Raw genomic sequence first — 20,660 nt, forward strand, 5'->3', positions numbered from 1 at the left:
GCTTCGTCTTGTCCCAACCGCCTGACACAAAGGTGCAGCCATGAGCTTGGTTCTCCTCCTCCCCTTCGTCCTCCTCGTCGGGCTGCTCATCGCCGTCGTCGCGTCCCTGATCACCAGCCGTCGCGCCTCGGTCGTCGGCATCAACGAGCACGTCGATCTCGTCCGACTGGCTCGCCGCGCGCGCTTCTGGCGGCTCGCGGCGCTGGCCGTGGCCGTGCTCGTGTGCTTCGCCGTGCCGGTGCTCGGGCTCACCGGGGGCGACACGGCGTCGGCCATCGCCCCGGCCTTCGCGGGGACCCTGGTCGTCGCGGTGATCTGCCTGGGTGAGGCCACCTTCCGCCGGCCGATGACCCTCACCCGTAGCGCCGCCCTGCAGCCACGCAGCGTCCGCGGCCTCGTGCCCCGGGGCTGGCTGCTCCTGGCGACCGGTGCCCTCGCCGCCCTGACGGCCGCCCTCACCGTCGGGTGGATCACGGGCAGCCCCGACGATCTCGGCAGGGCAGGGCGTGCCCTCACGGTCGTCTGCGGCGACGTGACGCACACGCGCAGCCCGTGGCCCGGCAGCCACTACGGCACCCCGATCGCGCTCGCCACCGCGGTCAGCGTGGCCCTCGCGGTGGCGACCTGCGTCGTCATCGCCCGACGGCCCAGCCCCGCGGCCGAGAGCGCTGCGCTCGACACCGGACTGCGCCGGTGGTCGCTCGCGGCGGTGCTGCAGTCACTGACCCTCGGGGCCTGTCTGACCCTCGTGCCCGTGCTGCTCATCATGGCGATGGGCGCCCGATCGGCCGACTGCGCGCCCGGCGAGTACGGGCTGCTCGCGACCGTCTCGCTCATCGGCGCTGGCGTGGCCGCGGTGCTCGGGACCGCCGCCCTCGTGGGCCTGTGCAGCGGGCCGGGCGTGCGCGTGGACGATGTCCCGCCCCCTCAGCGCGGCGACACTGCGCCGGTGGGGGTGCCGCTGTGAGCGCGGCCGTCACCATCAACCTCGTCGATCCGACTCCGCCGTACGAGCAGGTGCGTCGCCAGCTGACGACCTTCATCGAGACGGGACAGCTGCAGCCGGGCGATCGGCTCCCTTCGGTCCGGCAGCTCGCGAGCGACCTCGGCCTGGCCGCAGGCACGGTCGCCCGGGCGTACAAGGAGTTGGAGGGGTCCGGCCTCGTCACGACCCGCCGCGGCGCCGGCACCCGCGTCGCACCCCGACCGGAGTCGGCGAGCCCGGCCGCCGTCACGCTCCTCGACGACGCCGCGGAGTCCTACCTCGCGCGGGCAGCCACCCTCGGGGCGACGCCCGAGCAGGCGGCGCTGGCCCTGGAGCGGGTGACCCGGCGGCGGTAGCGCCACCTGACGTCGTGGCGCGCGCCCGGTTGCCCTTCTCCGGTCATCCGGGTGCGCAGGACGACGACGGGCTCAGACCCAGCGGACCAGCAAGTACTGCACGCCGAAGGGGGCTTCCTCGGAGACGAGATCGCCCAGCAGACCTGGGGCGGCAGCAGCGAGCACCTGCAGCGCGGGCCGGCCGCGCATCCACAGCCGGTCACAGGTCGCGGGGTCGAGCGCAGCGAGCGCGGGGGTGTCCCCGGCGGCGAGCGCGTCGGCCAGCTCGCGGGCGAAGGGAGCGGCGTCCGGCTGGAGATGCCCCGGCGCCTTGTCGGTGAGCGTCGCCGGCCCGTCGGCGACGCAGACGAGGAGCGTCGACGGGCCGTCGGCCAGCTCGCGGCCCAGCTGCGCGCACTCCTGGGGGGTCGCGTCGCTCGCGATGGAGTGCAGGACCAGCTCGCCCCCTCCAGAGGGGGCGAAGAGGCGGCCGATCTCGACGTCCGTGGGCAGGGCGCCGTCGGGGACGAGGCCGGTGGTGAAGCGGGCCGCACCGGACGGCGCATCGGTCGGCCAGGTGCGGGTGGACTGCCCCGCGCCGATCACGACGACCCGGGAGGCTCCCTTCGCCGTGGCGGTCGCGTCGACGAGTGCGGCAGCCTGCTCCCGCAGGTCCGCCAGCGGGTCGGCGGCGCCCCCGATCCCGGGCAGCAGGGCCGGGGCGGCCGGGACGACGACTGCGGCGATGACGCTCATGCGAGTCCTCGGATCGTGCGGGCCGGCGGACGTTCGCCGCGCAGCGTGGCCACCATGTCGAGGACCTGCCGGGTCTCGGCAGCCTCGTGCACGCGGTAGATCCGCGCACCGAGCCAAGCGGAGACCGCGGTCGTGGCCAGCGTGCCGATGAGGCGCTGGTCGACCGGCTTGTCGAGGGTCTCGCCGACGAAGTCCTTGTTGGACAACGAGACCAGGACCGGCCAGCCGGTGTCGACCATCTCGTCGAGACGGCGGGTCACCTCGAGGGTGTGGTGGGTGTTCTTGCCGAAGTCGTGAGCCGGGTCGATGACGATCGACTCGCGCGCGACGCCGGCCGCGAGGGCCCGCTCGGCGTACCCGAGGACGCCGTCGAGGACCTCGGCCATGACGTCCCGCTCGAAGCCGGTGCGGAAGGGTCGGGTGCGCGGCTCCACCCCGCCGGTGTGGGTGCAGATGATGGCCGCGTCGTGGCGGGCCGCGACGTCGACGAGGGTGGGGTCGGCGCCGCCCCAGGCGTCGTTGAGGACGTCCGCGCCTGCGGCACAGACGGCTTCGCCGACCTCTGCCCGCCAGGTGTCGACAGAGATGACGAGCTGCGGGTGCGCCTCGTGCACGCGCGCGACGAGCCCGACGACGCGGTCGATCTCCTCGGCGACGTCGACCTCGCCACCGGGAGCAGCCTTGACCCCGCCGATGTCGACGATGTCAGCGCCCTGCTCGACGACGAGGTCGACGCGCTCCATCGCCTTGTCCTCGGCGAAGGTCGCCCCCTTGTCGTAGAAGGAGTCGGGGGTGCGGTTGACGATCGCCATGACGAGCATCGCGTCGTCGGCGAAGGTGTGTCGGCCGAGCCTCATGCGAGTCCCTCGGAGTAGCCGGTCTGGGTCACGGCCGGGGGCCGCTGGACGAGCGGGACCGGTCGGGTGCGCCAGCCCCCGTCCCGGGTGAACTGCTCCAGCTCGTCCGCGACGACCTCGACCTCGCGGGGCTCGCCGTCGCGGCGGGCGTGGACGACCGCGAGCAGCTCGGCGGCCATGACCGCGAGGTCGTGGTCCTTCTGGTGGCGGTGGGCGCGAGCGCCGAGGTCGACCTGGGCTATCGCGCCGAGTCCGAGTCGTCGGTGGGTGTCGATGAGGGAGGCGATCTCGACGCCGTAGCCGGTGGGCACGGTCAACGACTCCATGAGGGCGCGGCGGGCCGCCCACTCGCCGGCGAGCGGCTGGACGACCCCAGCCAGATCGGGCCACCACAGGTCGAGGACCGGGCGGGCGACGAGCTCGGTGACGCGGCCCCCTTCGGTGCTCGGGGACTGTCCCGGCACGTCGAGCACGCGGTCGTACCAGCCCTTGACGAGCATCGTCGCCGGGTCCGCGGTCAGCGCGCCGACCAGGCCGGTGACGAAGTGTGGTCCCCACTCGGTGAGATCTGCGTCGACGAAGACGAGGAGGTCGCCAGAGGTGACGAAGAGCGACTTCCACAGCGCTTCGCCCTTGCCGGGGTGGCTACCGAGGTGGGCGGCAATCTCGTCGGACCGGTGGACCGTGGCGCCCGCGTCGGCGGCCACGGCCGAGGTGTCGTCGTCGGAGTCGGAGTCGATGACGACGAGCTCGCTGACGAGCGGCACGCGCTCGACGAGCTCGTGACGCAGGCCGGTGACGACCTCGCCGACGGTGGCGGCCTCGTTGCGGGCCGGGATGACGACGGTGACCCGCTCCCCCTTCGCCTCCAGGCGCTCGACGAGGTCTGCTGCGTCGAAGTCCCCATGGACATGACTGTGCCTGGCGAGCCAGTCACGGGTCGGAGCGCGCATGCAGGACAACCTCTCGACGGGACGGGGCCGTGGCGGCCCCAGCCCATCGTAGGCAGGCATCATGGTGGCCATGCGCCGACTCCTCGCGATGGCCCTGCTGCCGCTACTGCTCGTGGCGAGCGGCTGCTCGGACCCCGGGTCGGCGCTCTCCCGCGCGGAGAGCACGGGGATCCTCAATGTCGGGGTCGTCGACAACCCGCCGCTGACCGTGCCGGACGGTGGCGGCGACGTCAGCGGTCCGGCCGCGGACATGATCACCGGCTACGCCGACTCGATCGGCGCCCACCCGAGCTGGCAGGTCGGTGAACTCGACGCGTTGGCCGCCGCCGTGGACCGCGGCGAGGTGGACGTGATCATCGGCGCCAATAGCCCGACGAAGGGGGTCACCGCCACCGCCTCGTCCGCCACCGGCGGCGTCGTGCTCGTGGGTGAGCAGGAGGAGCCGCTGAAGGACTCGATCAGTGCGTGGTTGGCGGACCAGGGCTGAGCTGCGTCGCGGGCCACGCACCTTCCTGTCTCGACACGTCGGCTTCGGGAAATGTGGACGTCGGTGACAACGGATGGGGGCTCTGGACGGTCTTATCCATGACCGATGACCGATGCGAGGAGGCGTGATGGCGTTGCGACGTGACCGTCGAGCCGATGATGAGCGCTTCGCCGAGTTCGTCGACATCGCATCGCCGGGGCTCTTGCACACCGCCTGGCTCCTGACGGGCAACCACCACGCCAGCGTCGAGCTGGTGCAGGCCGCCTTGGTCAAGACGTACATGGCCTGGTCCCGAGTGGACCCGGGCACTTCCGTGGCATACGCGAGGAGGGTGCTGGTCAATCATGCCCACGACACCTGGCGTCGGGGCAGTCGCGAGGTCGGTGTCGATTCCTTCTTCGACGACATCCAGCCGGGCTCCTCGCCGATGGACGCGGTCGACAGCCGTGATCTCGTCGTGCGCCTCTTGGCCGACCTACCGACGCGGCAGCGAGAGGTCGTGGTCCTGCGGCACTACTGCGGCATGCCCGAGAAGGAGGTCGCGGCCACGCTCGGGATCGCCGAAGGAACCGTCAAGTCCCACCTGTCCCGGGGCATGGCCGCACTCCGAACGACCCTCGTCATGGAGAAGGAGCAGTCATGAGCATCCAGCAGGAGCACGAGCAGGAGCACGACACGCGGGTCGCAGAGCTGCTGAGGGCGGCAGCCCCTGAGTCCCATCACTTCGCCGCCGACGCGATTCGCGGCGCGGGTCTGCGGCGTCGGCGCGCCCGGATCGCGACCCGGCTCTTGGTCGGCTCGGCCAGCGCGCTCATCCTCGTCGGTGGTGTCGCCGCCTCCGCCTCGTGGTTGCCGGGCGACAGCAGCATCCTCACCTTGGCCGCGGGCGGAGGCGAGACGACGCTGTCGATCCATCCCGGCACCGAGTCCCCTGTCACGGCCTACACCGTCACCGGCGAGTCCATGGGCGGCGGTCTGACCAAGGTGACGGTCAGCGACCCGAACTCAGGCGACACCGCCGCCACCTTCACCGCATCCCCCTCGCAGGCCCTCGCCGGGATCGCGCCCAAGCCCAGCCGGGCCGACGACGGGATGTGGCTGGCCGTCGTCCCCGACCAGGTCGCGCCCGTCAGCGTCACGACCGGGCCCGGCCAGCGCGTCGGCGAGGTGAAGCTGCCGGGGTCGGACCTCCAGGTCGTGGCTATCAACAGCTCCGAGGACAAGGGTGGGGGCAAGGCTCCGGTCCTCTACTGGACCGGCCCAGAGGCCGGGTCCACGGATGCCGGCGCACGCTTCGAGCACACACAGTTCACCAGCGGTGCGTTCTCCGGCTACAACCTGACGTGGTCGCCTGATCTGAAGATCTTGGAGTGGGACAACTCGGACGGAACAGCCGGTGGTGGGTATGACAACTCGAGCCCTCAGGAGCCGATCCTCGTCATGGAGAGCGCAGACACACCCGGCCGGCCAGACAAGCTCCTCGTCGCCATCATCCCCGCGGGCGCCCAAGACATCCGCGTCATCGACGGGGAGCGCAACGCCCCCACGTGGACCAGCCCCATCGGGGACGAGGTGGCCGTCATCGCCGACGTCCGTAGCTACAGCAGCGGAGTCCACTGGACGGTTGGCGGGAAGGCGCACTCCATGATCAACACCCCGTGATCGTTCGGGCCGTCGCCGACCAGGCTGGGTCCAGAGTGGGAAGCCCGCTGCCCCGATCACGGAGTACGCCGACTCGATCGACTCCCACCCGAGCTGGCGGGGTCACCGTCACGTCGTCGCCCGCGGACGACGGCGTCGTGCTGGTGGGCGAGCAGGAGGAGCCGATGAAGGACTCGATCAACACGTGGTTGGCAGGCCAGGGCTGAGGCTGCTCAGGCCCGAGCCACCTGCGACACCCGCTGGGGTGAGATCTCCAGCAGCGTCGCTGCGTCACGGACCGTCAGGCCCGCGCCGAGGACGTCGGTGACAGCTTGAGCCAGCTGCCGGGTCGCTGTCGCACGGGCCTCCTCGGCCTCGTGTCGAAGCCGGATTGCCTCGTCCACATCGTGCTGGAGCTCCGGTCGCAGCGACGCACGGACCGACACCTCGACCTCGCTCGGATCGACACCGGTCATGGTCGCGACAGCGTCAGCGACCATGACCGCCGCCTGGTCGAGACGCTTGACCTGGGTAAAGACACCAGGGAACTCCGGGACCTCGATGGCCCACCAGTCCCCGGATCGAACAACCTGAGCGGTGACCTTCACTGGCGTGCTCCCATCTGTTTGAGGATCGATCGCGCAGTCATCTCGTTGATCTCGGCATGGCGCGGAACCACGCTCGATCGCTCGCCAATCTCCACCTTGGTGTGGCTGCCGCCCTCGCGGATGACCAAATCGAAGCCCTGACGTCGCGCCTCTGCACGCAGCGCCTTGAGGAGATCTCTACGCTTCATCAGCGTACTTCCAGTTCGCTAGACAGTTCAAGACAAGGGAGATAGACGGCAGTGTCCGACACCTTCCTCGGTCACCTCACTCTGCCTTCGCACGACCTCCGTCGACGGGCACCCGGCCCACCTGTGGAAACTCTTCGGCACGGGCTGCTCGCTGTGGAACGACGAAAGCCGGCCAAGACGTGCGGGCTCAGGACATCAGGGGGGCGCTGGGTGCCGCCCTCGCCCGCAGCGCCGACCCTCGACTGCACCTGTGCGGCGAAGTGCCCGCCTGAGTGGGCCCGACCAGATGAGGACTTGTCCTGACGGCGGTGGACCGTGGCGAGGTCGACGTGATCATCGGAGCGGACGGCCCGACGAAGGGGGTCACCGCCACCTCATCGTCCGCGGACGGCGGCGTCGTGCTCGTGGGTGAGCAGGAGCAGCCGCTCAAGGACTCGATCAATGCGTGGTTGGCGGACCAGGGCTGAACACAGGGCGACCCCGATCAGCGGAGTGGGGAGGGTCCGTCTAGGACTTCACGAGTTGCTCGGCCCGCTGGTGGGAGACGCCCAATACCGTGCCGATGTCGCGGTAGGTGTACTTGGCAGCGTGGAGCGTGCGCGCAGCCCTACGGGCCTCCGCCGCGGCATCTCGGTTGGCCTTCTGCGCCTCGCTCCGGAGCTCCTCAGAGTTGCGCATGGCCTCACGCACTTCGTCAGGGATCACCGGGATGACCTCGATCTCGACCTCGCTCTCGGGGACATCGGCCAAGAAAGCAATGGCCTCACGCATCTCGGCCTCGGCCCGGTCCAGACGACGCGTCTGACTCACGGCGCCGACCTCGGACGCCTCGAGCGCCCACCACCCGGACCTCGTGTGCTCTGCAGTGACCCGATACGTCGTCATCGCCACCCACCCCTTCCCGAACTCGTCCGCGAACTGGTCGAAGAACTTGCGGGCGGTCACCTCGTATGCGTCCCATGGTCGAGACCATGGGCCTTCGCCGCCTTGGCGATCTTCTTCAGCACCGCGGCGCGCTTCATCAGCCTAGTCAACCTACGGACAAGGCAAGTGCGGACTTGAAGACGATGCACGCGCTTCTCTGATTCGGCCAGCATGCTGCGTGCGATCGCCTGTTTCGGAGACCTGGGTCAGTTGTGGACAGGGCCTCAAGACACCACGATCTTGTGGACGAGAGACAGACTGAGCTGGCGAAGGGACTTGAACCCTCAACCCCCTGTTTACAAGACAGGTGCGCTACCAATTGCGCCACGCCAGCGAGGCCCGGACACGAAGACCGGGACCGCGGCATCGTAGCCCGCGGTCCCGGTCGCGATCGAGTCGGTGGTCGACTCAGAGCACGTTGTTGTTGAGATAGGTCTGCAGTCGGGTGGTGGTCTGCGGGCCCCAGGCGCCGTCGACGTCGGCGCCGACCTTGCGCTGCAGCGCCTTGGTCGTCATCGGGCCGATGATCCCGTCGGGCGAGGCTCCGACCCGGCGCTGCAGGGCCCGCTTGTCGGCCGAGTCGAGGTAGCCGTTCATGGGGCGACCGCCCCACTTCTCGATGCCGGCGTTGGTCTTGGGGCCCTGGACACCGTCGACGACGAGCTTGCCGTCCGTGGAGGTGACCGGCGGACGGGTCGTGTCCCGCGAGGGCCGCTCGGTGCCGGTGTAGGGGTCGACAGCCAGACCGTTGGCGACGGTCAGCCCGGCACGGACGGAGCACACCGGCCACGCGCCGGGGCCCTGCACCTTGAGCACTTCCTGCGCGATCTCGATCTGCTGCGCCCGAGAGGCGCGGTCAGCGGTGTAGGCGTACTTCTGCCCGCCGAAGCCCTTCCACGTCTGGAAGGAGAACTGCAGTCCGCCGTAGTAGCCGTTGCCGGTGTTGATCGACCAGTTGTTCGTGGACTCGCAGGTGGCGACGCGGTCCCAGACCGTGTCGGCCGCACCCGCGGTGGAGGCGACCACGAAGCCACCGGCCACCAGGGAGCCGGCAACGACGGCGCCGCCGGCGATGCGCAGGCGGCGGCCACGTCTGGAGACGGGCTGGTCCGGGAAGTCATTGGTGCTGAACATGAAGAGTCCTCGTGTCGGCGAAGCACGGGCAGGGGGTCCCCCGTGCAGGTCCGAGAGCGACGCTAAGGACTCAGCAGTCACACAGACAACACCTGCCACGTAAATACATACCTGTAACTCAAGACCCTTCGTCACCTCGCGCACCGGCTCCACAACCCCCTCCACGCACGTCGAAGGGGGGTCCGCACCGTATGGTGCGAACCCCCCTTCGAGCAGGTGATGGGCTGGTGGACCAGCCGGTCAGCCGTGCGTCGCTCAGCGAGCGTTGAGGTGGTTCTGGAGGGCCTTGGTGGTCTGCGGGCCCCAGATGCCGTCCTGGGTGGCGCCGACGACCGACTGCAGCGCAGTGGTGGTCTTCGGGCCGATGATGCCGTCCTGGATCGTGCCGACCTTGGCCTGGAGGGCCTTGACGTCGGTGGCGCTCAGGACGCCGTCCTGGGCGGTGCCGACCCAGCTCTCGATGCCGGCGTTGGTCTTGGGACCACGGATCCCGTCGACGACGAGCGCGCCAGCGGCCGGGGTGCGGACCTCGGAGCGCGAGGGGGCCTGCGGGGCCGGAGCGGCCTGCGGGGCCGGAGCCTGCGCCTTGGGGGCGGGGGCCGGGGCCGGCTTGGGGGCCGGGGCCGGCGCCGGTGCGGTCGAGCCGCCACCGGTCATGCCGTTGGCCTTGGTCAGGCCGGCCTTCTGCGAGCAGACGGGCCACGCGCCGGGACCCTGCGTCTGCAGCACCTTCTGCGCGATCTCGATCTGCTGGGCCTTGCTGGCCTGGTTGGCGTTGGCCGCGTACTTGCCACCACCGAAGCCCTGCCACGTCTGCGTGGTGAACTGCAGGCCGCCGTAGAAGCCGTTGCCGGTGTTGATCGACCAGTTGCCACCGCTCTCGCACGCGGCGACGGCATCCCAGACGTTGGAGTTGGTGGAGGCGGACGCGCTCTGCGCGGTCGCCATCGAGCCGAGAGCGACCGACGCGCCGGCCACGGCCACGCCGGCGATGCGGCGGCGGGCCGGCGAGGACTTCTCAACCATGGAGTGCTTGGGGGAGTAGAACATTCGGTGGTGATTCCTTCCACGAGGTTCAGGGGGGCTTCGTGGTGAAGCTGCCAGAAGGTCTGGCGTCATTCGCGGACGGCGGGAACGTTACCTTCCCGTGACCTAACGAGTCAAACAGAGGTCAGCAGGACCCCTGCGCGGAGTCAGACGATGTCCCAGCCATCGTCGTCCCGACCCACGCCGTCCTGCGCCACCGTGGCCCGGCGCCGTTGTGCCACAGGGGCATCCAGTGGGGCGGCGAGCCGATCACCCAAGGTGTTGCCCGTGGCCACGGCCATGATCACGCCGAAGGCGCCGAGCACGCTGAAGAGGCCGGCCGTCGAGTTGGCCCCGTCGGCGACGGTCGACTGGCTGCTCATGTGATAGAGCCCGATGAAGATCGCCAGACCGGGGTAGAGGCCGAAGGATGCCGGCACGGACAGCGTCAGTGCTGGCGCGTCCATCCGCAGCGCGACGTAGCGCGCGAGGAAGCCGATGGCCACGGCTGCGACACCGGTCGCGGTGACCCGGCCGATACCCAGGTGCACGAGACCGGCCGCGGTCGCGACACCGATGGTGCACAGGACCGCCGAGGGGAGCATCATGCGCCGGCTCCCCTGCAGGGTGATCGAGCCCGCGAGGCCGATGAGCGCCGACCCACCGAGGACCAGCGGCAGGCTGGCCGAGGCCCAGGCGAGCTTGTCCAGCGGCGGTGGGGTGAGCCCCAGGTCGAGCAGCTCGCCGAGCTGGAGCGACAGTCCCAGCCCACCCGCGACACCGACGATCAGGCCGAAGGTGTGCAGCAGCACGGCGAAGAGTCGGGCCGTGCCCGTGACGGGGAAGCCCGACAGCACGTCCTCCATCGCGGAGATCAGGGTGCGCGAGGGCAGCAGGGCGACGATCCCACCGGCGACGATGAAGGCGAAGTCCGCCGGTGAGATCGGTATCAGGTCGTAGGTGCCCAGGATGTAGGAGCTGAAGGCGATCAGCGTGGCCGTGGCCCCACCGAGCGCCCCGAGGTAGAAGTCGGGCAGGTTGAGCCGGTGGACGAGCCCGGCCAGCAGGATCGTCACGCAGGCCGCGACCGCGGCCACGACGACACCCGGCAGGCTCGCGCCGAGGATCAGCGCGACACCACCGGCGACACCACCCTCGGCGAGGGTGACGAACCAGTGCGACCACATGCGGGGGGCGCGGGAGATCTCGCGCAGCTGGGTGTCGGCCTGCTCGACGTCGATCTCGCCGGAGACCAGGTCGTCGACGAGGGCGTGCGTCATGGCCAGTCGCGCGTAGTCCAGTCGTGGCTGGCGCACGACCCGCAACCTCGAGATCGTCTGGCCCGACGTCGTGCGGCACTGCAGGTGCATCGACTGCATCGTCAGGTCGACGTCGAGGTCCTCCAGACCGGCGGCCACGCAGACCGCGATGGTCGCGGACTCCACGCCGGCCGCGCTGGACCCGGAGCGCAGCATCAGCTCGGCCACCCGCAGGGCCAACTCCATCGCGTGGGCGGCGGCACGCTCCTCGGCGACGGCTCGGGTGACACGCGGGTCGCGGTAGGGAGTGCCGCGCAAGGAGCCACGCAGCGGGATCGTCTCGGTCGGCTGCTCGCCGCGCAGCGTCGGACGCCGCCTGGGCTTGGGCTGCGGGTGCTGGGGGATCGCACCGGTCTGCGGCTCGCTGCGCCGCTCTGGTCGGCGGCGCGGCTTCGGGGACGGACCCTGGGGCTGGGCACCGGCGTCGCCCTCGACGCGTTGCGCCGGCCGGCGCCTCGGCCTCGAGCCGTGGGGAGGGGGCGGAGGCGGCGTGGTCATCGGCCGGGCAGCTGGTCCGCGCTGGGCAGCGGGGACCCGAGAGAGGGCCACCACGAGATGTCGAGCGCTCCGACGGCGAGCGCACCGAGCACCCCGACGGCGAAGATCAGGAGAGCAGCCACGACGACCAGACGCAGCGCGGGCGGGCCCGTGACGCTGCGCGCCATGCTGCGGCTGCCGCGGCGCAGGCTGGGGCCGCCGGGCCCCCACCAGCCGATGAGCAGGGCGAGGAGGGCACCCACGGCGAGCGGCACGGCAGAGTCCAGGCGCACCCCGAGTCCGTCCACGGTGCTCTGGGCGAGCGCGGTCGCGAGGACCCCGGCAGCACCCACGGCCAGCGGGAGCAGCGCGGCCACGACGGTCGTCAGCGCGGCGCCGACGAGCTGGAGCGGTGCCGAGGCGACCGCGGCGACCCCGTCGCTGCGGCGGCGACCGTAGCGGTGACGCCGACGCACGGTCGCGGTCATCGAGCGGTCGACGGTCCTCGCTGCCCACGACCAGCAGACGGCAACGGCCAGACCCACCCACGGCAGTGCGGTCGTCAGCGCCACGCCGGCCACGAGGAGCGCGGCCAGGACATCGCTGCGTCGGGCCTTGCCGATGCGTGGGTCACCCGGGCGGTCGAGCTGCCCGGCCTGGGGGCCGTGCCCCACCTGGGGGCCGTGCCCCACCTGGGCGGCGGGTTGCGGAGCGGGCTGCGTCCCGGGCCACGGCTCGCGCCCACGCGCGGCCGGTACCGGCGCGCGAGGTGCGGGGGCCGGAGCCGGAGCCGGGTCGGTCCAGTCGCCCTGCCCCCACGGGGCGGGCGGCTCGACGGCCGGTGCAGCGACCGGCGGCAATGCCCGCGTCGCGTCGGGACGCAGGACCCGGGTGCGCTGCGGGAGCACCTCGGTGACGGGCCGGCCGTGCGCCCACGCCTCGAGGGCCATGAGGACCTCGTCGGCGTCGGGCCGGCGGGTCGGGTCGGGGGCGAGCGCGGCGTGGAGCAGCGGCGCCAGCTGCGGGTCGACATCGCGCAGGTCGGCGTCGCCGCGGCACACGCGGGCCAGGACGGCCTCCATCCCCCCACGACCGAAGGGAGAGCGGCCGGTGGCGGCGAAGACGAGGGTCGCCGCCCAGCCCCACCAGTCAGTGGCAGGGGTGACGTCGCCGCCCTCGACCAGCTCGGGCGAGAGGTAGCCGGGAGTGCCCATCACGAGACCGGTCATCGTCATCCGCGAGGTGTCGGCGACGTGGGCGATGCCGAAGTCGATGACGACCGGGTCGTCGTCGAGCATGAGGACGTTGCCGGGCTTGAGGTCGCGGTGGATGACGTCGACGTCGTGGATGGCGCGCAGGGCCTCGGTCAGGCCGCGCGCGAGGGTCAGCAGGCTCTGCGCACCGAGGGGGCCGTCCTCCCGGACGCGCTGCTCGAGGCTGGGTCCGGGCACGTAGCGGGTGACGATGTAGGGCTGCTCGGTCTCGAGGTCGGCGTCGAAGACGGGGGCGATCCGCTGGGAGCGCACCCGCGCCAGAGTGTCGACCTCGCGAGCCAGTCGCGCTCGCGCGTCCTCGTCGTGGGCCACGTGGGAGCGCAGGACCTTGATCGCCACTGCCCGGCCCCGGGCGTCCAGGGCGAGGTGGACGATGCCCATCCCGCCCTGCCCCAGCTGCTGGAGCACCCGGTAGGGACCGATGGTGTCGAAGTCGGCCACACCCACATCCCCACGCCCGTCAGGGGCGGGGTCGTCCCCGAGGAGCTGAGTCGTCATGCCCCCAAGAGTAGAAGGCTTCGCATGGGAGGTGTCGGAGCATCGCCTGTATGCCTCCTGAGGGATCGACCTACTGGGTGATGTAGGCCTCGAGCTGGTCGCGCTCGGCCGCCAGGTCGCGGATGCGGTGCGCCACGACGTCACCGATGCTCACGATGGCCACGAGCTTGCCCTCCCGCACCACGGGGACGTGCCGGATGCGGCGCTCGGTCATCTGGGTCGCGAGGTCCCTGACCTCGTCGTGCTCGCCGCAGGTGTGGACCTGAGCCGTCATGATCGCGCTCACCGGGCCCTCGAGGACCGAGACGCCGTCACGATGGATACCCCGCACCACGTCGCGCTCGGAGACGATGCCGTCGACGCTGCCCTCACCAGAGGAGACCACCACGGCACCGATGCGGTGCTCCGCCAGCAGGGCGAGGAGCTCGCCGACGGAGGAGTCCGGCGTCACGGTCACGACGTCGGTGCCCTTGTTGCGCAGCACATCCGAGATCTTCATGTATCGACGTTAGTCGTCCGGGAGCATCAGGGGAAGGGTTGACGGGTACATAGGGTGGACCCAACAACCTCCGGAGGTGCACACCCGTGCCACGCCAACGCACATTCGACCTCGTCATCGCCGCCAACAGACTGCCGGTCGACCGCGTCGTCACCCCCGATGGGCGCAGCGAGTGGCACCGCTCCCCCGGCGGTCTGGTCACCGCCATGGACTCGGTGATGCGGGGACGCGAGGGCGCCTGGGTCGGGTGGGCGGGCGAGGCAGGTGAGGCTCCCGCTCCCTTCGAGGAGTCGGGCATGTGGCTGCACCCCGTGCCCCTCTCGGAGGAGGAGCTCACGACCTTCTACGAGGGCTTCAGCAACGACACCCTGTGGCCGATCTACCACGACGTCATCGTGCCGGCCCACTTCCACCGTGAGTGGTGGCAGGACTACGAGCGGGTCAACGAGCGCTTCGCCGAGGCCGTGTGCAAGGTCGCGGCGAAGGGGGCGAAGGTCTGGATCCACGACTACCAGCTCCAGCTCGTCCCGGCGATGGTGCGCGCGCTGCGGCCCGACCTGCGCATCGGCTGGTTCAACCACATCCCCTTCCCCCCGGTCGAGCTCTTCGCCCAGCTGCCGTGGCGCTCGCGGATCATCGACGGGCTCCTCGGTGCCGACTACCTGGGCTTCCAGCGGGCCACGGACGCGCAGAACTTCGTCCGGGCCGCCCGCCAGCTCGACGGCCGCGCGACGCGCGGCGACACCGTGACGACCCAGGACGCCGACGGCACGGACCGGGTGGTGCGCGCCTCGGCGGTCCCCATCAGCATCGACTACGTGGGCCTCGAGGAGCTGGCCAAGAGCGACGCCGTCCAGGCCCGCGCCGCGGAGATCCGCACCTCCCTGGGCGACCCCGACATCGTCCTGCTGGGGATCGACCGCCTCGACTACACCAAGGGCATCCGCCACCGCCTCAAGGCCTACGAGGAGCTGCTGGCGCAGGACACCTTCCGGCCGCCCGAGGTGACCTTCGTGCAGGTGGCGACCCCGAGCCGTGAGCGCGTGGGGGCCTACAAGGACCTGCGCTCCGAGGTCGAGGCGACGGTCGGGCGGATCAACGGCACCTACTCCGCGCTCGGCTCCCCCGCCGTGCACTACCTGCACCAGAGCTACCCGCGTGACGAGATGGCCGCGCTCTTCCAGGTGGCGGACGTCATGCTCGTCACCCCGCTGCGCGATGGCATGAACCTCGTGGCCAAGGAGTACGTCACCTGCCGGCACGACCTGGGCGGCGCGCTGGTGCTCAGCGAGTTCACCGGAGCCTGGCACGAGCTGCAGCAGGCCTTCGTGTGCAACCCGCACGACATCGAGGGGCTGAAGCAGACCATGCTGCGCGCCATCAGCACCGACCCCAAGGACAAGCGTCGCCTCATGCGCGCCTCCCGCCGTCGCGTGGCCGAGCACGACGTGCAGCGGTGGGCCGACCGCTTCCTCACCAACCTCGAGATGGCACCCGAGCGACCCCCGGCGAAGGGGGCCTGACGGTGCCCGTCCCCCAGGAGGTCACCTCCGCCCTGGCCGCCGTCGCGGCCCTGCCGCGGCTGCTCGTGGCGACGGACTTCGACGGGGTGCTCGCTCCCTTCGTCCTCGACCCGATGGACTCCCGGGCCCAGCCGGGCACCATCGAGGCACTCACCGACCTCGCTGCGGCACAAGGCACCTGGGCAGCCGTCGTGTCGGGGCGCGACCTGGCCACCCTCGAGCAGCTGACGGGACTGGCCGGCTCGGCCGTCACCCGCATCGGCAGCCACGGCGGCGAGTCCAGCGCGGGGACCGTCCTGCCCGAGGGCACCGCCGAGGCCGTCGCCGGGCTGCGCGAGCGGGTCGAGCGGGCGGTCGCCGACCGCGACCCGAGGATCCGCCTAGAGCACAAGCCGACGGCCGTGGTGCTGCACACCCGGGGCCTGCCCGCCGAGGTCCTGCCGGTCGCTGCGGCGATCGCCACCGAGGCGGCGACCCAGGAGGGCGTCACCCACCTCGCGGGCAAGGGGGTCCACGAGCTGAGCGTGGTGCGCGCCGACAAGGGCACCGCGCTGCGCGCCCTGGCCGCCACCCTCGAGGTGGACGCCACCGTCTACCTCGGCGACGACGTGACCGACGAGCACGTCTTCACCGTGCTGGGCCCCGACGACGTGGGGATCAAGGTCGGGCCCGGCGAGAGCGCCGCCCGGCTGCGCGTGGACGACTGCACGCACGTGCCCGAGGTGCTGGCCGCGCTGTCCTCCCTTCGCTCCTGAGGTTGGGCCACACTGGGCGGATGGGCCCGTCGGGCCCGGAGGGAGGAGCCATGCCCCTGGACATCTCCGCTGCCCAGCCCGATCCGGCACTGCTCGACCTGCCGTGGTCGACCCCGCTGGAGGACTGGCCCGCCGACCTGCTGGCGGCCCTGCCACGCGGCATCTCCCGCCACGTCGTGCGCTTCGCCCACCTGTCCGGCGGGATCGTCGCGGTCAAGGAGATCAAGGCCGACATCGCGCGCAACGAGTACCGGCTGCTGCGCCAGCTGCGCCGCCTCGACCTGCCGTGCGTCATCCCGCTCGCCGTCGTGACCGGCCGCACCGACGCCGACGGGCAGCCCCTGGACGCCTGCCTCGTCACCCGGCACCTGCAGTTCTCCCTCCCCTACCGCGTCGTCTTCGGCCAGCACCTGCGCGAGGACACCGCGATCCGCCTCGCCGACGCCCTCGCCGCGCTCCTCGTCCGGCTGCACATGACCGGCTTCTTCTGGGGTGACGTGTCGCTGTCCAACACCCTCTTCCGCCGCGACGCGGGCGCCTTCTCCGCCTATCTCGTCGACGCCGAGACGGGCGAGCTGCACGACAGCCTGAGCGACGGGCAGCGCGAGCACGACCTCGACCTGGCCCAGACCAACATCGCCGGCGAGCTGATGGACCTCGCCGCCGGCGGCTACCTCCCCGAGGGGCTCGACCCGATCGACGTCTCCGCCGACCTCATCGACCGCTACCGGGGCCTGTGGCAGGAGCTCACCGGCGACGAGTGGTTCGACTCCGGCGAGCGCTGGCGGGTCGACGAGCGGATCCGGCGGCTCAACCTGCTCGGCTTCGACGTCGACGAGCTGGCCATCACCACCGACCTCGACGGCACGCACCTGCGGATCCAGCCCAAGGTCGTCGACGCCGGGCACCACAGCCGCCGGCTGCTGCGCCTCACCGGCCTCGACGTGGAGGAAAACCAGGCCCGCCGCCTGCTCAACGACCTCGACTCCTACCGTGCGGCCACCGACCGGCAGGGCGACGACGAGTCGCTCGTCGCCCACGACTGGCTCACGCGGGTCTACCAGCCGACGGCCGCGGCCATCCCCAGCGAGCTGCGCGCCAAGCTCGAGCCGGCGGAGATCTTCCACGAGATCCTCGAGCACCGTTGGTACATGGCCGAGCGGGTCGGGCACGATGTCCACATCAGGGACGCGATCAGGGACTACCTGCGCGAGGTCCTGCCGAGCAAGCCGGACGAGCAGGCGGTCCTCGGGACCGACACCCAGATGCTGCCCACCACCGACGAGGAGACGAGATGACCGAGGCCGTGCCGAGCGCGCCCCTGCCCCCGAGCGGCAGCGACCCGAGCAGGCCGGGCTCACGGGCGTGGGTGGAGCAGCGGTACGGCCGCTCCGCGGCCTTCGCCGACCGGATCCTCCCGGGGATCCTCGACGGGCTGCTCCCCTCCGCCGCTGGCTTCATCCCCCTGGTGCTGGGGATCATCAGCATCGTGGCGGGGGTCCCCGACAGCTACGCCTGCGGCGCGTACTACGACGAGACCTGCAGTGTCCCCGGGTCCGGCTCCGGCGTCCTGATCGGCCTGGGCATCCTGCTCGTCCTCCTCAGCGTCGTCGCCAGCCTCGCCGTCGTCGCGTGGAACCGCGTGTGGCGCGTGACCCGGACCGGTCAGAGCCTCGGCAAGAAGGTCACCGGGCTCAAGGTCATCGACGCCGAGTCGGGCGCCAACCCCCAGCTCGGCCCGGCCGCGCTGCGTGAGCTCGTCCACCAGTTCGCCGGCATCATCAGCTGGATCTGGATGCTCGTCGACGACGACGACCGCACCCTCGCCGACATCGTGGGCAAGACGCACGTCATCCAGGTCCCCAAGGACTGAGGCGGGCGCCCCACCCGACTCAGGATTCTCGGGTCACCCGATAAACCTCGCCTTCGCACGAGTATCAAACTCTTGCAAAGGCGAGGTTTCTCTTGTCGAGCTGCCGAGCCAGACGTCAGCGCTGCTCGGCGCGCAGACGAGCGATCTCGTAGAGCGTGACGCCCGCGGCGATGCCGGCGTTGAGCGACTCGGTGGCGCTGCTCATCGGGATCGAGACGATCTGGTCGCAGGTCTCGCGGACCAGGCGTGAGAGGCCCTTGCCCTCGGACCCGATGACGACGACGAGCGGTGAGGTGGCCAGGTCGAGGCCCGGCAGCTCCACGTCGCCCTCCATGTCGAGGCCGATGACGAAGAACCCGGCCTTGCGGTAGTCCTCCAGTGCGCGCACGAGGTTGGCCGCCTGGGCGACCGGGATGCGCGCGGCGGCGCCTGCCGAGGTCTTCCACGCGGACGCCGTCATCCCGGCACTGCGCCGCTGCGGCACGACGACACCGTGACCGCCGAAGGCCCCCACCGAGCGCACGATGGCGCCGAGGTTGCGCGGGTCGGTGATGCCGTCCAGCGCCACGACCAGCGGGACACCGGGGATCTGGGAGTCCACGAGGTCCGAGGGGTGCGCGTACTGGTAGGCCGGTACCTGCGCCGCCAGTCCCTGGTGCACGGCCCCGTCGGTCAGTCGGTCGAGCTCGCTGCGGGGGGTCTCCATGATCGGGATGCCCGCCTCGGCCGCGATCGTCAGCGACTCACGGACGCGGTCGTCGCTGTCGATGCGGTTGGCGATGAACATCGTCGTGATGGGCACCTCGGTGCGCAGCGCCTCGACGACGGAGTTGCGTCCGGCGATCATCTCGGTCGACGCCTTCTTGCGGCCCCCGGTCGGCCGGTTGGTCCCCCGCTTGGCGCCGGCGGACTTGTCGTAGGCCTTGTGGTTGGGGCGCTCGGCGGCCTTGGGCGTCGGGCCCTTGCCCTCGAGCCCACGGCGACGCTGGCCCCCGGAGCCGACCTGCGGCCCCTTCTTGGACGAGTTGCGCACCGCTCCGCGGCGTGAGCTGTTGCCAGCCATCAGTGGTCCTTCCTGGTGAGGCTCCACCGCGCACCGCGCGGCGTGTCCTCGATGGTGATTCCCGCGGCGACGAGCGCGTCACGGATCTGGTCTGCGGTCTCGAAGTCGCGCGCGGCACGGGCCTTGGCGCGGGACTCGACCTGGAGCTGCACGAGGGCGTCGAGGGCCTGGGTGAGCTCGTCCTCACGGCTACCACCGGCCCCACCCCACGTCGCGGACAGCGGGTTGATGCCCAGGACGTCGGTCATGGCGATGACCGTGGCGGCGATCTCGGCAGCCTCGTCCCGGCCCCCTTCGTCCAGCGCCGTGTTGCCCTCGCGGACGGTGTCGTGGATGACCGCGAGCGCGCCCGCGACACCCAGGTCGTCGTCCATCGACGCGGCGAAGGCCGCCGGCAGCTCGACGCCCGGGTCGGCCTCGACGGCGCCCTGGCCCGGCAGCGCCCGGCGTAGGAAGCCCTCGATCCGCTCGATCGCGGCGCCGGCCTCCTCCAGCGAGCCCGGGTGGTACTCGATCATCGAGCGGTAGTGGGCCGCGGTGAGGAAGTAGCGCACGGTCAGCGGGTCGTACTCCTGCACGAGGTGCTGGACCTCGAGGGCGTTGCCGAGGGACTTGCCCATCTTCTCGCCCTTGACCGTCACCCAGCCGTTGTGCAGCCAGTAGCCGGCGAAACCGAGACCGGCCGCGCGGGACTGGGCCTGCTCGTTCTCGTGGTGGGGGAAGCGCAGGTCGATGCCGCCGCCGTGGATGTCGAAGGTGTCGCCGAGGTACTTGCGGGCCATCGCGGAGCACTCGAGGTGCCAGCCGGGGCGGCCCTCGCCGTAGGGGGTGGGCCAGTTGGCGGTCGCGGGCTCCTCGGGCTTGCGGCCCTTCCACAGGGCGAAGTCACGAGGGTCGCGCTTGCCGCGCGGGTCCGCGTCGTCGGCCGCGACCATGTCGTCCAGGCCCTGGTTGGACAGCTCGCCGTAGTCGGCCCAGCTCTTGACGTCGAAGTAGACGTCGCCGCTGCCGTCGGCCGCTGCATAGGCGTGGCCGCGCTCGACGAGCGTCTCGACGAGGTCGACCATCTCGGTGATGTGGCCGGTCGCGCGCGGCTCGTAGGTGGGGGGCAGCACGCCGAGCAGGTCGAGGGCCTCTGTGGTGTAGCGCTCGTTGCGGTAGCTGAGCGCCCACCACTCCTCGTCGGCCTCGCCGGCCTTGCGCAGGATCTTGTCGTCGATGTCGGTCACATTGCGCACGAGGGTGACGTCGTAGCCGTGGCCACGCACCAACCAGCGCCGCAGGACGTCGAAGGAGACGGCGAATCGCAGGTGCCCGATGTGCGGCGCGCCCTGCGTCGTGAGCCCGCAGATGTACATCCCCACCCGGCCGGGGGTCACGGGGACGAAGTCGCGCTGGGCGCGCGTGGCGGTGTCGAAGAGCTGCAGGGTCACGGGGTCAAGGCTAACGGGCGGGCGGCATACCCCGTGCCCCGTGACGCCGCAC

Annotated in this window: 23 protein-coding genes and 1 tRNA gene; 10 read left to right on the forward strand and 14 right to left on the reverse strand. The window is 71.3% G+C overall.

Features of this window, described 5'->3' with window-relative positions:
- Window positions 1–40 precede the first annotated feature (40 nt).
- Together EXU32_RS13630 and EXU32_RS13635 are read left to right on the forward strand one after the other, a co-directional pair.
- Complete coding sequence (locus EXU32_RS13630; protein ID WP_130630390.1) at window positions 41–967, forward strand: hypothetical protein; 927 nt, start codon at window positions 41–43, stop codon at window positions 965–967.
- Window positions 964–1,341 (forward strand): GntR family transcriptional regulator, encoded by a 378-nt coding sequence (locus tag EXU32_RS13635; protein ID WP_130630391.1) that lies wholly within the window; start codon window positions 964–966, stop codon window positions 1,339–1,341. Before EXU32_RS13630 ends, EXU32_RS13635 begins: the two co-directional genes overlap by 4 nt.
- Window positions 1,342–1,413: 72 nt before the next feature.
- Here EXU32_RS13635 and EXU32_RS13640 read toward each other — a convergent pair whose 3' ends face one another.
- From EXU32_RS13640 to EXU32_RS13650, 3 genes are read right to left on the reverse strand one after another with little or no spacing between them, the layout of a single operon-like run.
- Window positions 1,414–2,076, reverse strand: a complete 663-nt coding sequence (locus EXU32_RS13640) for a hypothetical protein (RefSeq protein WP_130630392.1) — start codon at window positions 2,074–2,076, stop codon at window positions 1,414–1,416.
- Window positions 2,073–2,933, reverse strand: a complete 861-nt coding sequence (gene folP, locus EXU32_RS13645; RefSeq protein WP_130630393.1) for a dihydropteroate synthase — start codon at window positions 2,931–2,933, stop codon at window positions 2,073–2,075. Before folP ends, EXU32_RS13640 begins: the two co-directional genes overlap by 4 nt.
- Window positions 2,930–3,886, reverse strand: coding sequence for a glucosyl-3-phosphoglycerate synthase (locus EXU32_RS13650; protein WP_130630394.1), 957 nt, complete (start codon window positions 3,884–3,886; stop codon window positions 2,930–2,932). Before EXU32_RS13650 ends, folP begins: the two co-directional genes overlap by 4 nt.
- Window positions 3,887–3,956: 70 nt before the next feature.
- Between EXU32_RS13650 and EXU32_RS13655 the strand changes: the two genes are divergently transcribed.
- The 3 genes from EXU32_RS13655 (at window position 3,957) to EXU32_RS13665 (ending at window position 6,035) form a co-directional block, all read left to right on the forward strand.
- Window positions 3,957–4,373 carry a transporter substrate-binding domain-containing protein gene (locus EXU32_RS13655; protein WP_165399681.1) on the forward strand — a complete coding sequence of 139 codons (417 nt, stop codon included), beginning with the start codon at window positions 3,957–3,959 and terminating at the stop codon, window positions 4,371–4,373.
- A 127-nt stretch (window positions 4,374–4,500) separates the two neighbouring features.
- Window positions 4,501–5,016 carry a SigE family RNA polymerase sigma factor gene (locus tag EXU32_RS13660; RefSeq protein WP_130630396.1) on the forward strand — a complete coding sequence of 172 codons (516 nt, stop codon included), beginning with the start codon at window positions 4,501–4,503 and terminating at the stop codon, window positions 5,014–5,016.
- Window positions 5,013–6,035, forward strand: coding sequence for a hypothetical protein (locus tag EXU32_RS13665; RefSeq protein WP_130630397.1), 1,023 nt, complete (start codon window positions 5,013–5,015; stop codon window positions 6,033–6,035). Before EXU32_RS13660 ends, EXU32_RS13665 begins: the two co-directional genes overlap by 4 nt.
- A gap of 212 nt (window positions 6,036–6,247) precedes the next feature.
- Here the strand turns inward: EXU32_RS13665 and EXU32_RS13670 are convergent, their stop codons facing one another.
- Both EXU32_RS13670 and EXU32_RS13675 read right to left on the reverse strand, forming a co-directional pair.
- Window positions 6,248–6,622, reverse strand: a complete 375-nt coding sequence (locus tag EXU32_RS13670) for an XRE family transcriptional regulator (protein WP_207233804.1) — start codon at window positions 6,620–6,622, stop codon at window positions 6,248–6,250.
- Window positions 6,619–6,810: a type II toxin-antitoxin system HicA family toxin gene (locus EXU32_RS13675; protein ID WP_130630399.1), complete on the reverse strand. Its 192-nt coding sequence runs from the start codon at window positions 6,808–6,810 to the stop codon at window positions 6,619–6,621. The genes EXU32_RS13670 and EXU32_RS13675 overlap by 4 nt, the downstream gene beginning before the upstream one ends.
- 308 nt (window positions 6,811–7,118) lie before the next feature.
- Here EXU32_RS13675 and EXU32_RS17220 point away from each other — a divergent pair, with 308 nt between their 5' ends.
- A complete protein-coding gene (locus tag EXU32_RS17220) occupies window positions 7,119–7,277 on the forward strand; it encodes a hypothetical protein (protein ID WP_165399682.1) in 159 nt (52 codons plus the stop codon).
- 40 nt (window positions 7,278–7,317) lie between these two features.
- On the opposite strand, the gene EXU32_RS13680 is transcribed toward EXU32_RS17220, so the two are convergent.
- From EXU32_RS13680 to EXU32_RS13710, 7 genes are all read right to left on the reverse strand, one after another.
- Window positions 7,318–7,755: a hypothetical protein gene (locus EXU32_RS13680; protein WP_130630400.1), complete on the reverse strand. Its 438-nt coding sequence runs from the start codon at window positions 7,753–7,755 to the stop codon at window positions 7,318–7,320.
- 240 nt (window positions 7,756–7,995) lie between these two features.
- A tRNA-Thr gene (locus EXU32_RS13685) sits at window positions 7,996–8,068 on the reverse strand.
- A 74-nt stretch (window positions 8,069–8,142) separates the two neighbouring features.
- Window positions 8,143–8,868 carry a transglycosylase family protein gene (locus EXU32_RS13690; protein ID WP_130630401.1) on the reverse strand — a complete coding sequence of 242 codons (726 nt, stop codon included), beginning with the start codon at window positions 8,866–8,868 and terminating at the stop codon, window positions 8,143–8,145.
- A gap of 255 nt (window positions 8,869–9,123) precedes the next feature.
- Complete coding sequence (locus tag EXU32_RS13695; protein WP_347400278.1) at window positions 9,124–9,894, reverse strand: transglycosylase family protein; 771 nt, start codon at window positions 9,892–9,894, stop codon at window positions 9,124–9,126.
- Window positions 9,895–10,061: 167 nt separating this feature from the next.
- Window positions 10,062–11,711, reverse strand: coding sequence for a threonine/serine ThrE exporter family protein (locus EXU32_RS13700; RefSeq protein WP_130630403.1), 1,650 nt, complete (start codon window positions 11,709–11,711; stop codon window positions 10,062–10,064).
- A complete protein-coding gene (locus tag EXU32_RS13705) occupies window positions 11,708–13,462 on the reverse strand; it encodes a serine/threonine-protein kinase (RefSeq protein ID WP_130630404.1) in 1,755 nt (584 codons plus the stop codon). The genes EXU32_RS13700 and EXU32_RS13705 overlap by 4 nt, the downstream gene beginning before the upstream one ends.
- Window positions 13,463–13,532: 70 nt before the next feature.
- Window positions 13,533–13,961 carry a CBS domain-containing protein gene (locus tag EXU32_RS13710; protein ID WP_130630405.1) on the reverse strand — a complete coding sequence of 143 codons (429 nt, stop codon included), beginning with the start codon at window positions 13,959–13,961 and terminating at the stop codon, window positions 13,533–13,535.
- Window positions 13,962–14,047: 86 nt separating this feature from the next.
- Between EXU32_RS13710 and EXU32_RS13715 the strand changes: the two genes are divergently transcribed.
- From EXU32_RS13715 to EXU32_RS13730, 4 genes are read left to right on the forward strand one after another with little or no spacing between them, the layout of a single operon-like run.
- Window positions 14,048–15,484, forward strand: a complete 1,437-nt coding sequence (locus tag EXU32_RS13715; RefSeq protein WP_130630406.1) for an alpha,alpha-trehalose-phosphate synthase (UDP-forming) — start codon at window positions 14,048–14,050, stop codon at window positions 15,482–15,484.
- Window positions 15,485–15,486: 2 nt separating this feature from the next.
- The gene (gene otsB / locus EXU32_RS13720; protein WP_130630407.1) at window positions 15,487–16,239 is read left to right on the forward strand and encodes a trehalose-phosphatase; all 753 of its coding nucleotides are present in this window, start codon (window positions 15,487–15,489) and stop codon (window positions 16,237–16,239) included.
- A 50-nt stretch (window positions 16,240–16,289) separates the two neighbouring features.
- Entirely contained in the window at window positions 16,290–17,537 is a 1,248-nt protein-coding gene (locus EXU32_RS13725; protein WP_130630408.1) for a DUF4032 domain-containing protein, read from the forward strand.
- Window positions 17,534–18,112 carry an RDD family protein gene (locus EXU32_RS13730; RefSeq protein WP_130630409.1) on the forward strand — a complete coding sequence of 193 codons (579 nt, stop codon included), beginning with the start codon at window positions 17,534–17,536 and terminating at the stop codon, window positions 18,110–18,112. The genes EXU32_RS13725 and EXU32_RS13730 overlap by 4 nt, the downstream gene beginning before the upstream one ends.
- Window positions 18,113–18,227: 115 nt before the next feature.
- Here EXU32_RS13730 and rlmB read toward each other — a convergent pair whose 3' ends face one another.
- Together rlmB and cysS are read right to left on the reverse strand one after the other, a co-directional pair.
- Window positions 18,228–19,175, reverse strand: a complete 948-nt coding sequence (gene rlmB / locus EXU32_RS13735; RefSeq protein WP_130630410.1) for a 23S rRNA (guanosine(2251)-2'-O)-methyltransferase RlmB — start codon at window positions 19,173–19,175, stop codon at window positions 18,228–18,230.
- The gene (gene cysS / locus EXU32_RS13740; RefSeq protein WP_130630411.1) at window positions 19,175–20,608 is read right to left on the reverse strand and encodes a cysteine--tRNA ligase; all 1,434 of its coding nucleotides are present in this window, start codon (window positions 20,606–20,608) and stop codon (window positions 19,175–19,177) included. The genes rlmB and cysS overlap by 1 nt, the downstream gene beginning before the upstream one ends.
- Window positions 20,609–20,660 lie beyond the last annotated feature (52 nt).

Source organism: Janibacter limosus (genome assembly GCF_004295485.1).
GTDB classification, from domain to species: domain Bacteria; phylum Actinomycetota; class Actinomycetes; order Actinomycetales; family Dermatophilaceae; genus Janibacter; species Janibacter limosus_A.

Bases quoted from the DNA above. Each gene is read 5' to 3' on its own strand.
- rlmB (WP_130630410.1), bottom strand. From the start codon at position 19,175: ATGGCTGGCAACAGCTCACGCCGCGGAGCGGTGCGCAACTCGTCCAAG.
- EXU32_RS13675 (WP_130630399.1), bottom strand. From the start codon at position 6,810: ATGAAGCGTAGAGATCTCCTCAAGGCGCTGCGTGCAGAGGCGCGACGT.
- EXU32_RS13725 (WP_130630408.1), top strand. From the start codon at position 16,290: ATGCCCCTGGACATCTCCGCTGCCCAGCCCGATCCGGCACTGCTCGAC.
- EXU32_RS13700 (WP_130630403.1), bottom strand. From the start codon at position 11,711: ATGACCACGCCGCCTCCGCCCCCTCCCCACGGCTCGAGGCCGAGGCGC.
- folP (WP_130630393.1), bottom strand. From the start codon at position 2,933: ATGAGGCTCGGCCGACACACCTTCGCCGACGACGCGATGCTCGTCATG.
- EXU32_RS13655 (WP_165399681.1), top strand. From the start codon at position 3,957: ATGCGCCGACTCCTCGCGATGGCCCTGCTGCCGCTACTGCTCGTGGCG.
- EXU32_RS13665 (WP_130630397.1), top strand. From the start codon at position 5,013: ATGAGCATCCAGCAGGAGCACGAGCAGGAGCACGACACGCGGGTCGCA.
- EXU32_RS13650 (WP_130630394.1), bottom strand. From the start codon at position 3,886: ATGCGCGCTCCGACCCGTGACTGGCTCGCCAGGCACAGTCATGTCCAT.
- EXU32_RS13710 (WP_130630405.1), bottom strand. From the start codon at position 13,961: ATGAAGATCTCGGATGTGCTGCGCAACAAGGGCACCGACGTCGTGACC.
- EXU32_RS13730 (WP_130630409.1), top strand. From the start codon at position 17,534: ATGACCGAGGCCGTGCCGAGCGCGCCCCTGCCCCCGAGCGGCAGCGAC.
- EXU32_RS13640 (WP_130630392.1), bottom strand. From the start codon at position 2,076: ATGAGCGTCATCGCCGCAGTCGTCGTCCCGGCCGCCCCGGCCCTGCTG.
- EXU32_RS13660 (WP_130630396.1), top strand. From the start codon at position 4,501: ATGGCGTTGCGACGTGACCGTCGAGCCGATGATGAGCGCTTCGCCGAG.
- EXU32_RS13690 (WP_130630401.1), bottom strand. From the start codon at position 8,868: ATGTTCAGCACCAATGACTTCCCGGACCAGCCCGTCTCCAGACGTGGC.
- EXU32_RS13630 (WP_130630390.1), top strand. From the start codon at position 41: ATGAGCTTGGTTCTCCTCCTCCCCTTCGTCCTCCTCGTCGGGCTGCTC.
- EXU32_RS13705 (WP_130630404.1), bottom strand. From the start codon at position 13,462: ATGACGACTCAGCTCCTCGGGGACGACCCCGCCCCTGACGGGCGTGGG.
- EXU32_RS13695 (WP_347400278.1), bottom strand. From the start codon at position 9,894: ATGGTTGAGAAGTCCTCGCCGGCCCGCCGCCGCATCGCCGGCGTGGCC.